The organism is Streptomyces griseorubiginosus, from assembly GCF_017614965.1.
Taxonomy (GTDB): domain Bacteria; phylum Actinomycetota; class Actinomycetes; order Streptomycetales; family Streptomycetaceae; genus Streptomyces; species Streptomyces griseorubiginosus_B.
On record NZ_WVUG01000304.1, the window covers coordinates 1 to 10,486 of the forward strand.

General features: G+C 69.9%; 9 protein-coding genes and 5 tRNA genes. 10 read left to right on the top strand and 4 right to left on the bottom strand.

The window, feature by feature from the left end:
- Positions 1-41: 41 nt before the first annotated feature.
- A complete protein-coding gene (locus GRC12_RS36235; protein ID WP_003973453.1) occupies positions 42-455 on the bottom strand; it encodes a roadblock/LC7 domain-containing protein in 414 nt (137 codons plus the stop codon).
- A gap of 9 nt (positions 456-464) precedes the next feature.
- The gene (locus tag GRC12_RS36240) at positions 465-4,298 is read right to left on the bottom strand and encodes a sensor histidine kinase (RefSeq protein ID WP_208784299.1); all 3,834 of its coding nucleotides are present in this window, start codon (positions 4,296-4,298) and stop codon (positions 465-467) included.
- 576 nt (positions 4,299-4,874) lie between these two features.
- On the opposite strand from GRC12_RS36240, the gene GRC12_RS36245 reads away from it, so the two are divergent.
- The 3 genes from GRC12_RS36245 to gltX all read left to right on the top strand — a co-directional run bounded on the left by GRC12_RS36245 (position 4,875) and on the right by gltX (position 7,472).
- Positions 4,875-5,063 carry a hypothetical protein gene (locus GRC12_RS36245; RefSeq protein WP_208784301.1) on the top strand — a complete coding sequence of 63 codons (189 nt, stop codon included), beginning with the start codon at positions 4,875-4,877 and terminating at the stop codon, positions 5,061-5,063.
- Positions 5,064-5,209: 146 nt separating this feature from the next.
- Positions 5,210-5,995 (top strand): fumarylacetoacetate hydrolase family protein, encoded by a 786-nt coding sequence (locus GRC12_RS36250; protein ID WP_208784304.1) that lies wholly within the window; start codon positions 5,210-5,212, stop codon positions 5,993-5,995.
- Complete coding sequence (gene gltX / locus GRC12_RS36255; protein WP_208784306.1) at positions 5,988-7,472, top strand: glutamate--tRNA ligase; 1,485 nt, start codon at positions 5,988-5,990, stop codon at positions 7,470-7,472. Before GRC12_RS36250 ends, gltX begins: the two co-directional genes overlap by 8 nt.
- 59 nt (positions 7,473-7,531) lie before the next feature.
- Here the strand turns inward: gltX and GRC12_RS36260 are convergent, their stop codons facing one another.
- Complete coding sequence (locus GRC12_RS36260; RefSeq protein ID WP_208784308.1) at positions 7,532-7,816, bottom strand: hypothetical protein; 285 nt, start codon at positions 7,814-7,816, stop codon at positions 7,532-7,534.
- Here GRC12_RS36260 and GRC12_RS36265 point away from each other — a divergent pair.
- From GRC12_RS36265 to GRC12_RS36290, 6 genes are all read left to right on the top strand, one after another.
- Positions 7,815-8,570, top strand: a complete 756-nt coding sequence (locus GRC12_RS36265) for an HAD family hydrolase (RefSeq protein ID WP_208784310.1) — start codon at positions 7,815-7,817, stop codon at positions 8,568-8,570. The two genes, GRC12_RS36260 and GRC12_RS36265, sit on opposite strands and share 2 nt — an antisense overlap.
- Positions 8,571-8,661: 91 nt before the next feature.
- Positions 8,662-8,733, top strand: a tRNA-Gln gene (locus GRC12_RS36270).
- A 37-nt stretch (positions 8,734-8,770) separates the two neighbouring features.
- Positions 8,771-8,843 (top strand) — tRNA-Glu (locus GRC12_RS36275).
- A 29-nt stretch (positions 8,844-8,872) separates the two neighbouring features.
- A tRNA-Glu gene (locus GRC12_RS36280) sits at positions 8,873-8,945 on the top strand.
- 20 nt (positions 8,946-8,965) lie between these two features.
- A tRNA-Gln gene (locus tag GRC12_RS36285) sits at positions 8,966-9,037 on the top strand.
- Positions 9,038-9,080: 43 nt separating this feature from the next.
- A tRNA-Glu gene (locus GRC12_RS36290) sits at positions 9,081-9,153 on the top strand.
- A gap of 62 nt (positions 9,154-9,215) precedes the next feature.
- Here GRC12_RS36290 and GRC12_RS36295 read toward each other — a convergent pair.
- Complete coding sequence (locus GRC12_RS36295) at positions 9,216-9,860, bottom strand: MerR family transcriptional regulator (RefSeq protein WP_208784312.1); 645 nt, start codon at positions 9,858-9,860, stop codon at positions 9,216-9,218.
- Positions 9,861-9,944: 84 nt separating this feature from the next.
- Between GRC12_RS36295 and GRC12_RS36300 the strand changes: the two genes are divergently transcribed.
- On the top strand, positions 9,945-10,454 hold the full coding sequence (locus tag GRC12_RS36300; RefSeq protein WP_208784313.1) for a DUF4188 domain-containing protein: 510 nt from the start codon (positions 9,945-9,947) through the stop codon (positions 10,452-10,454).
- Positions 10,455-10,486 lie beyond the last annotated feature (32 nt).

Consider the following 10,486-nt stretch of genomic DNA (forward strand, 5'->3'; position numbering starts at 1 on the left):
GCCGGACGGTGATGTGGTGAGGGGGGTGGATCCTGGGTGGGTCAGTGGAGCAGACTGCCCTGTAGTTCGGCCCGCAGGTCCGGTGTGAGGACCGCACCTGCCCGGTCGACGAGCAGCGCCATCTCGTAGCCGACCAGGCCGATGTCGCACTCGGGGTGCGCGAGCACGGCCAGGGACGAACCGTCGGAGACGGACATCAAAAACAGAAACCCGCGTTCCATCTCCACGACCGTCTGCGCCACGTTGCCGCCCTCGAAGATCCGGGAGGCCCCGGCGGTCAGCGAGGTGAGCCCGGACGCGACGGCCGCCAACTGGTCGGCGCGGTCCCGCGGAAAGCCTTCCGACATCGCCAGAAGAAGACCGTCGGCGGAGACGACGACGGTGTGGGACACACCTGGGGTGTTGTCCACGAAGTTGGTGATCAACCAGTTGAGGTTCTGTGCCGCCTGGCTCATCTGGCTCAACTATCGCTCCTGCTGGTGAGTGGGGCTCGGGAAACTGCCGGTCTGGCCGGTACCGGCCTGGCGACCCTGCGCGATGCCCCGACGGAGATTGGTCAGCCGGCCGCGTACGTCGTCAGGCGCACGCGAGACCTGCGGACCGGCTTGGTGCTGTTGCTGCTGAGCCGTGCCCGGGACGAGGTTGGCCCGGGGCACCCGGCGCGGCAGACCGGAGGTGGTGACGCCGCCCGCGGCCGGCTGCCGTACGCGCTCCGCCTGCCGGACGAGGTCGTCGTTCGGGGAGGTGCGCCAGCCGCCGGTGGCCGCGGAACGCTGGGGGGCCGCTGCGGGAGCCTGCGGCTGCTGGTGGGCGGAGCCGTTGCCGGGGCCCTGCCGCTCGCCCTGTCCGCCGTGGAACCAGTTGGTCTCCAGCGTGTCGTACAGCGGGGTGCGGCCGTCACCCGGACCGGTCGCCGGCGGCAGTGCCTCGGGCTCCTGGCGGACGGGCCGCTGCTGCGGACGCGGCGGTACGGGCGGGCGCGGGGCACCGAAGTCGGCGCCGCCGTTCTGCGGGCGCTCGAACTGGCCCGTGCCGTTGTGGTTCGGACGGCCCGGCAGCGAGTGCTGGCCGGTGGAGCTGGCGTCGAAGCCCGGCGCGGGGAACTGGCCGGTCGAGCCGCTGTCGAACGACGGGGTCGCGAACTGGCCGGTGTTCGCCGGGTTGTTCGGGTTGTTCCGGCCGTTCGGGGTGCCGAAGACGTCCGAGCGGACGAACTGCCCCGGCTCCTGGGAGCCGTTGACCCCGGGCTGCGGAGCTCCGAAGTCCTGTCGGCCGAACTGCCCGGTGTTCTGCGGGGACTCGGCGCCCGGACGGTTGAACTGCCCGGTGTTCTGCGGCGAGTCGGCGCCCGGACGGGCGAACTGGCCGGTGTGCTGCGGGTTGTTGGCCGTACCGAAGTCGGGACGCGGGAAGTCGGAGGTGGCGCCGGGACCCTGGCGGCCGTCGGACCGGCCGATCGCCGGCATCTCCGCCGTCGCGCCCGGACCGTGACGGTCGTCGACGCGCGGCATCCGGGAGGTCTCGTCGTGCCCGCGCGGAGTGTCCAGCGAGGCGCGCGGCACCGGCGGCTGGGCGTTGTCGTCGCTCCAGCTCGGGGTGCGCTGCTGGTTGCCGCCCGGCAGCTCGGCCCGCGGACCACCGCGGCCCGGCAGCTGCGGCAGACGCCCACGCCGGCCGCGGCCCTCCTGCGGCTGCGGCTGCTCGGGGCCCGCGGACTGCGGCGGTACGGCGCCACGAGCGCCGCCGAAGCCGTCCTGACCCATGCCCGCGGCCTGCAGGCCCTGCGGCGCACCCGGCACCTGGCCGAACCCGGCACCGGCGCCCGCGGGAGCCGGCCGGCCCTGCTGGGGAGACTGCGGTCCGCGCGCGCCGCCCGGCGCACCCGGACGTCCGTTGCCACCGGCACCCGGCAGCGCGGCGCGCGGCCCCTGACCGGCTCCGAGCAGACCGCCACCGCCGGCCCCGGCGCCCGCACCGAGGGCACCGCCACCGGGACCGCCGGCCCCGAGAGCCGGACCGCCCGGCGCACCGGCACCGGCCTGGCGCCGTGCCGCGGCCGCACCGGCGGCGGCCTGCGCGGCGGCCGGACCACCGGCACCGCCCGGACCGCCCTGGCCCGGCTTGCCCTGCGGCTTCTTGCCGCCCTGGGCGACGTCCACGGGCAGCATGACCAGCGCGGTCGTACCACCGGAGTCGGACGGGCGCAGCTGGATGCGGATGCCGTGGCGCTGGGACAGCCGGCCGACCACGAACAGACCCATGCGGCGGGAGACGGAGACGTCCACCGTGGGCGGCGAGGCGAGCCGCTCGTTGATCGCCGCGAGGTCCTCGGGGGAGAGGCCGATACCGGTGTCGTGGATCTCGATCAGGACGCGGCCGTCGGGCAGCGCGTGACCGGTGACCTTGACCTTGGTCTGCGGCGAGGAGAACGAGGTCGCGTTCTCGAGCAGCTCGGCGAGCAGGTGCACGAGGTCGTTGACCACGCGGCCCGCGACCTCGGTGGTGGGCACGGCGGCCAGCTCGATGCGCTCGTACTGCTCCACCTCGGAGGCGGCGGCGCGCAGCACGTCGACCAGCGGGACCGGACGGGTCCACCGGCGGCCCGGCTCCTCACCGGCGAGGACGAGGAGGTTCTCGCCGTTGCGGCGCATACGGGTCGCGAGGTGGTCGAGCTTGAACAGCGAGGACAGCTGGTCCGGGTCGGCCTCGCGGGACTCCAGTTCGGAGATGAGCGAGAGCTGACGCTGGATGAGGCCCTGGGAGCGGCGCGAGAGGTTGGTGAACATCGCGTTGACGTTGCCCCGCAGCAGGGCCTGCTCGGCGGCGAGGCGGACCGCCTCGCGGTGGACGTCGTCGAAGGCCGCGGCCACCTGGCCGATCTCGTCCCGGGAGTGCACACCGACCGACTCGACGGAGGTGTCGACGTCCTGCGGGTCCGACTCCGACAGCTGGGCGACCAGCTCGGGCAGGCGGTCCTGGGCGACCTTGTTGGCGGTCTCCTGCAGCCGGCGCAGCGAGCGGATCATGGAGCGGGCGATGACGAAGGCGCCGACGAGGGAGACGCCGAGCACGAGCAGGATCAGCGCACCGGAGATGATCGCCTCGCGCTCGGAGGCGGAGCGCAGCGCGCGGGCCTTCTGCTCCATGTCCTCGAGCAGCGTGTGCTCGATCTTCTTCATCTGCTCGATCTTGGTCGAGCTGTCGTCCACCCAGTCCTGGTACGAGCGCTTGGGCAGGTCGTCCAGGCCGCCCTGGGAAGCGAGGGCGCGGCTTGCGTACTTGTCGGTCGCCGTGATCGTCGCGTTGTTCTCCTCGATGGGCTTGAGGAGGGCGACGGCCTGCTCGGTGCCGTAGATGCTCTTGAAGCTGCGCAGGTCGGAGGTCTCGCTCTGCAGCGCCGACTGGGCGTACAGGCGGTCGTTCTCCGAGAGGTCACCGACGGTGGTGTTGTTCGCCGGCAGCGCCGCCGCGAGGACCGCGCGCTGCATGGACGCGTACTCCTTGGCGGAGGAGAACGCGGCCAGCGAGCGGGTGCGCTGGATCATCTCGGGGTTGCTGGTGGCCTCGGCCATGTCCTGCGACAGGTCCAGCAGGTGCGTGATGAGGCGGTGGTAGGCCTCGACCGTCTGCGAGGAGTTGAGCTTGGTCTCGTAGGCGCCGGCGCGGATCTTCGACAGCGTCTCGAGGTCGCCGACCACACCGACGAGGCTGTCACGGACGCCCTGGAGCGAGCCGTCCTTGCCGGAGGCGTCGATCTCCTCGGCCGCGTCGATGAAGTTTTCCTTGGCCCGGTCCGTCTTGTCCCGGTAGCCCTTGACCGTGTAGTCGCTGGACTTCGAGCCGTGCGCCAGCGGACCGGCGGACTGGTCGCGCTCCTCCTGGAGGGCGGCGGCCAGCTCGGTGGCCTGCTTGGTCATGTCCGTCAGCAGCTTCATGTTGTCGAGCTGCTGGATGTCGTCCATGTTGTCGCTGATGCGCAGCGCGCCCAGCGAGGTGGCGGCGACCACGGGGAGCGCGAGCAGCGAGACCAGACGCGTGGAGATGCGCCAGTTGCGCAGCGCGACGCGTGAGCCGGGGCCGCTCGGGCCCTTGGGCGGCTTGACCGCCGGGGTGGGGGCCGGTGAACCCGAAGATGCCGACACGCCGGGGCGCCCGGGGCGCTCACCGCCGTCGCCGGACGGGGCCGGGCCCGGGTTCTGGGCGTGCTGGGGGGAGGAACTGCCTTTTCCGGGGCCAGTCCCGCCGTGCGGCTCCGGCTCCGCCGGAGCACTGCCATCCCTCTTGAAACGTCCCTGCACTAGCGTCGCAACCTCTGGACCAGGCGCCCCTCCGCGTGAACGGAAAGACACGGTGTCGGCGTTGTGGAAAGCGCCCTGAACGCGCCCCCCGGTAGTCGTGAGTGACCGGCGCTGGCTCCCCTGTTCTCGCCGCCACTCGGCGCTCCCTCGCGCCCCCTGTGCGCCGGCTCGATCCTGCGGCGGTCCGTGGCATTCCAGCACAGTGCCGGATCTCCAACAAGGCTCACGGACCATGCCGTGACCTACGTGACACCATGTGAGTGCCGGGTCACCGGACGTAGAGCGGGATCCGCGTCATAGCGGACAAATGCCCGCGAGTCCCTCGGGAGGTGCAGGTGTCCCAGTCGCCATGATCAGGAGCGGAATGATGGCTTCAGGGAGTCAATGTCCGTTTCGTTGGGGTGGGTTGCGGGCCTGAATTGACCGGATTGCCCGTGACTCCGTGAGCAAACTCACATGCTGATCAAGGGGACTTCGCGGCTTCGGCGGGGAATTGGATGTTTAGCCTGACGCTTTACAAGAAGCAGGCAACTGCCCACCATCCACCCGCGACTGACGACAAGGTCCAGTGCAACCGTGAAGACCACGATGATGTTCCGCAACATAGCCAACCCGCGGCGTACCACGCTGGCCCACCTCGAGGACGCCGACGCGCTGCAGATCCCCGAGCAGCAGGAGCACTCCGTCGATCTTCCCACGCAGACCGCCAACCCCAGGCGCACCATCCTCGTGGACGTCCCCACCACCGCTTCCGTCACGGACTAGTACGCACACCGAGCGTAGATCATTCAGGGCCTCCGCGATCTTTTCCCGGCGCCCCTGCGAGCGGTGATGCGCGAGGCGACTTCCTCCTGCCGCGCTAGCCTGGAGCGTCAGACTCCAGCCGGCTCAGTGAGGGGCGCAAGGATCCCGTGCGCATCGCCAGATTCTCCATCGACGGGAACGTCGCCTTCGGCGCGGTCGAGGGCGACAGGCCCGACGAGCTCGTCCTCGACATCATCAAGGGCATCCCGTTCGCGGACTTCGAGCTCTCGGGCACGAAGGTCCCGCTGAGCAAGGTCAGGCTGCTGCCGCCGGTGCTCCCCAACAAGGTCGTGGCCTTCGGCCGCAACTACGCGGAGCACGCGAGGGAGCTGGGCAACGAGGTCCCCGACGCGCCGTTCGCCTTCTTCAAGCCGTCGACGTCGGTCATCGGCTCCGGTGACGACATCCAGTACCCCTCCTTCTCCGAGGAACTGCACCACGAGGCCGAGCTGGCCGTGGTGATCGGCCGGCTGTGCCGCGAGGTCCCGCGCGAGCGTGTGGCCGACGTGATCTTCGGCTACACCTGCGCGAACGACGTCACCGCCCGCGACGTGCAGCGGCGCGAGAAGCAGTGGGCGCGGGCGAAGGGCTTCGACAGCTCCTGTCCGCTCGGTCCCTGGGTGGAGACGGACCTCGACCTCGCCAGGGCGTCCGACCTGACCATCCAGCTCACCGTCAACGGCGAACAACGTCAGCTCGGCCGCACCAGCGAGATGATCCACCCCATCGAGGACCTGATCGTCAACATCTCCGAGGCCATGACGCTGCTCCCCGGCGACGTGATCCTCACGGGCACCCCGGCAGGCGTCGGGCCGCTCACCGTCGGCGACGAGGTCGCCGTCACCATCGAAGGCATCGGCACTCTCACCAACAAGGTTGTCAAGCGTGGCTAGCGCACCCGCCCCCGCCGTCCGAGTACGGTTCTGCCCGTCGCCCACCGGTAACCCCCATGTGGGCCTGGTCCGCACCGCCCTGTTCAACTGGGCCTTCGCCCGCCACCACCAGGGCACCCTCGTCTTCCGCATCGAGGACACCGACGCGGCCCGCGACTCCGAAGAGTCGTACAACCAGCTGCTCGAGGCGATGCGCTGGCTGGGCTTCGACTGGGACGAGGGCCCCGAGATCGGCGGCCCGCACGCGCCGTACCGCCAGTCGCAGCGCATGGACCTCTACCGGGACGTCGCGGCCAAGCTGCTCGACGCCGGTCACGCGTACCACTGCTACTGCTCCCAGGAGGAGCTGGACACCCGCCGTGAGGCCGCCCGCGCCGCAGGCAGGCCGTCCGGCTACGACGGCCACTGCCGCGACCTCACCGAGGCGCAGGTCGAGGAGTACAAGGCGCAGGGCCGTACCCCGATCGTCCGCTTCCGCATGCCCGACGAGACGATCACCTTCACGGACCTGGTCCGCGGCGAGCTGACCTTCACCCCGGAGAACGTGCCGGACTACGGCATCGTCCGCGCGAACGGCGCCCCGCTGTACACCCTGGTCAACCCGGTCGACGACGCGCTGATGGAGATCACCCACGTCCTGCGCGGCGAGGACCTGCTCTCCTCCACCCCCCGCCAGATCGCCCTCTACAAGGCGCTCATCGAGCTCGGCGTCGCGAAGCAGATCCCTGCCTTCGGTCATCTGCCCTACGTCATGGGCGAGGGCAACAAGAAGCTGTCCAAGCGCGACCCGCAGTCCTCGCTCAACCTGTACCGGGAGCGCGGCTTCCTGCCCGAGGGCCTGCTCAACTACCTCTCCCTGCTGGGCTGGTCGCTCTCCGCGGACCAGGACATCTTCTCCGTCGAGGAGATGGTGGCCGCCTTCGACATCGCCGACGTGAACCCCAACCCGGCGCGCTTCGACCTCAAGAAGTGCGAGGCGATCAACGCCGACCACATCCGGCTGCTGGACGTGAAGGACTTCACGGAGCGCTGCGCCCCGTGGCTGAAGGCGCCGTTCGCCCCCTGGGCCCCCGAGGACTTCGACGAGTCCAAGTGGCAGGCGATCGCCCCGCACGCCCAGACCCGGCTGAAGGTCCTCTCCGAGATCACCGACAACGTCGACTTCCTCTTCCTCCCCGAGCCGGTCTTCGACGAGGCGTCCTGGACCAAGGCGATGAAGGAGGGGAGCGAGGCCCTGCTCCGCACGGCGCGCGAGAACCTGGAGTCGGCCGACTGGGCCTCCCCCGAGGCCCTGAAGGAGGCCGTCCTGGCCGCCGGCGAGACCCACGGCCTGAAGCTCGGCAAGGCCCAGGCCCCGGTCCGCGTCGCCGTCACCGGCCGCACGGTCGGCCTCCCCCTCTTCGAGTCCCTGGAGATCCTGGGCAAGGAGAAGACGCTGGCGAGGATCGACGCGGCGCTGGAGAAGCTGACGGCGTAGCTCACGCACAGGGAAGGGGCGGCACCCGGTGATTCCGGGTGCCGCCCCTTGCCCGTTCGTCACTGAGCGTCGGGCTCGTCGATCAGGTAATGGCTTTCGTCGAAGATCCAGACCACGACGACGACCATGATCGCGCCGGCCACCACGTATTCGAGCATGACGCCAGGAGCCACATAGGCCTTGCGCAGGTTGTCGTCCGGTCCCAGAGGTGCGGTCGAGGTCTTCCGGAACGGGTCGCGGGCCAGTATCCGCACGGCCCGCTCCAATTGCGCTCGGCGCTCTGCGGGCAGGCCGTCGTAAACCGCGCGGGCCTCGACGGTGAACTGGACGCGATACTCGCTCATGCCCGCAGTGTGCCAGTCTGTGAGGGTGATCAGAGCCGTTGTCTGGGACGTCGACGACACCCTCTTCGACTACACCACCGCCGACCGTGTCGGCATGGGAGCCCATCTCGCCGCCGAGGGGCTGCTGGACGGGTACGCCACCGCGGCGGAGGCCGTCGTGCGCTGGCGGGAGATCACCGATCAGCAGTGGGCGCGGTTCTCGGCGGGGGAGGTCACCTTCGAGGGACAGCGCCGGGAGCGTATCCGCGTCTTCCTGGGCGAGGCGCTGAGCGACGCCGAGGCCGACGACTGGTTCGCGCGTTACCTGCGTCACTACGAGGCCGCCTGGGCCCTCTTCCCGGACGTCCTGCCCGTCCTGGACGCCCTCGCGGCCAGCCACCGGCACGCCGTGCTGTCCAACTCCAGCCTCACCGTCCAGGACCGCAAGCTGCGCGTCCTCGGCGTGCACAACCGCTTCGAGGTCATCCTGTGCGCCGCCGAACTCGGCGTCTCCAAGCCGGAGGCCGCCGCGTTCCTGGCCGCCTGCGACGCCCTGGGGCTGGCCCCGCACGAGGTCGCGTACGTCGGCGACCATCCGGAGATCGACGGGCGCGGCGCCGCCGAGGCCGGGCTGATGTCCGTGTGGATCGACCGCAACGGTGTGTACGCCGCCGGGGAGGCCCCCACCGGCCCGCACCGCATCGCCTCCCTCGCCGAACTCCCCGCGGTCCTCGGCGCGGATACCCGTTTTGGAGCCCCGTCCACCTTCGGGTAATGTTCTTCCTGCGCCGCCGGGGAGCGGGCCGAAAGGCCGGGAACCGGAGGAGCAGACTAGAACAAGATCCCCGCAGGGGCTTGCGTTCCAGTGGCCTATGGTGTAATTGGCAGCACGACTGATTCTGGTTCAGTTAGTCTTGGTTCGAGTCCAGGTAGGCCAGCTCGCGGGTGTTTTGAATGAAGCACTGCATCCGCATCGCCCCCGTTGTGTAGCGGCCTAGCACGCTGCCCTCTCAAGGCAGTAGCGCCGGTTCGAATCCGGTCGGGGGTACTGATCTCGATCAACTCGGGATCGCTAGGGCCCCCGTTGTGTAGCGGCCTAGCACGCCGCCCTCTCAAGGCGGTAGCGCCGGTTCGAATCCGGTCGGGGGTACGAACTGGTCTAAACCATATTGGTCTATGGTGTAATTGGCAGCACGACTGATTCTGGTTCAGTTAGTCTTGGTTCGAGTCCAGGTAGACCAGCTCGGATCTGCGGCGTTGCAAACGAAACGCTCGTAAGATCCACGCCCCCGTTGTGTAGCGGCCTAGCACGCCGCCCTCTCAAGGCGGTAGCGCCGGTTCGAATCCGGTCGGGGGTACAACACGGAAGGCCCTTCGCTTCGGCGGAGGGTCTTCTGCGTTGTCCGGGGTTGTCCGGGCCTCATTCGAACCCGTACCGCCGCGCCGACTCCTCCTCCTGGGCCAGCCGGTGCAGTGCCTGCAGGGCGGGCTCGTTGAGGATCGCCCCCAGGATCGCGAACTCCACCTGCTCCGCGTCCGACGGGTACGCCTCCATGTTGTCCAGGTCCAGCACGGCCGTCCGGTGCATCAACTCGGCGTACGGCGCGAGCTGTTCGGCTCCCCAGTCGAAGCCGAGCCGGCGGAACGCGGCCAGCGCCACCACCAGCGAGCGGTACGCGGGGGAGATGGACGTCAACTGCTGGGCGTGCTGCCAGCCGAGCCGGTCCAGCAGCGCGCCGACCTCCCGGTGCGCGGCCCGCACGTACTCGTCGTCCTCGTCGGGCTCGGGCACCTGCGGCAGCGCCCACAGGGCAGCCCCCAGCCGGATCGTGCGGCCCAGGGAGTCGTCGTCGACGTGTCCCAGCACCTCGCGCACGGTCGCCACCGGCACCCGGCCGATCTGGATCATCGCGCGCACCAGTCGCAAGCGGCGCAGATGCTCCTCGTCGTACTCGGAGGTCGTCGCGTTGATCTGACGGCCCTGCGGCAACAGCCCTTCACGCAGGTAGTACTTGATCGTCGCGACGGACACCCCGCTGCGGGTGCTCAGTTCGGCGAGCCGCATGTCTTGCGCTCCTTCTCGGATACCGGCACTATCCAATCATTGCCACTCGGATAGTGCTGCTCGCCAACCAGGGGAAGTGGTCACATGGTGTCCCGAACGACCGCCGACGCGAAGGGCGATGTCGTCGTCCTCCTGATCGGCATGCGGATCAATCAGTTCCGGGCCGTGCGTCTGTGGCTCCCGGTGATGCTCGCGATGCTCCGCATGCTGCGCGAGCTGGTGAAGGCACCGGAGCGGGGACTGCTCGGCCACGTCCTGCTGACGGCCTCGCCGCGCACGTACTACGTCGTGCAGTACTGGGAGTCCAAGGAGAAGCTGTACGCCTACGCGACCGCGCCGGACGCCTTCCATCACAAGGCGTGGGCCACGGTCAACCACAAGGAGCGCACCGGAAAGCTGCGCGGGCAGGTCGGCATCTGGCATGAGACGTACATCGTGCCCGAGGGGTCGTACGAGTCCGTCTACGGCGACATGCCCGCGTTCGGGCTGGCCGCCGCGCACGGGCAGATCCCGCTGGAGAGGCGCGGACGGTACGCCAAGGACCGGTTCGCCCACCGCACGCAGCAGGCGCCGGTGGCGGAGAAGACCGGCTGAGACAGGGGGAGCACAGGGGGACGGGGGAGCGG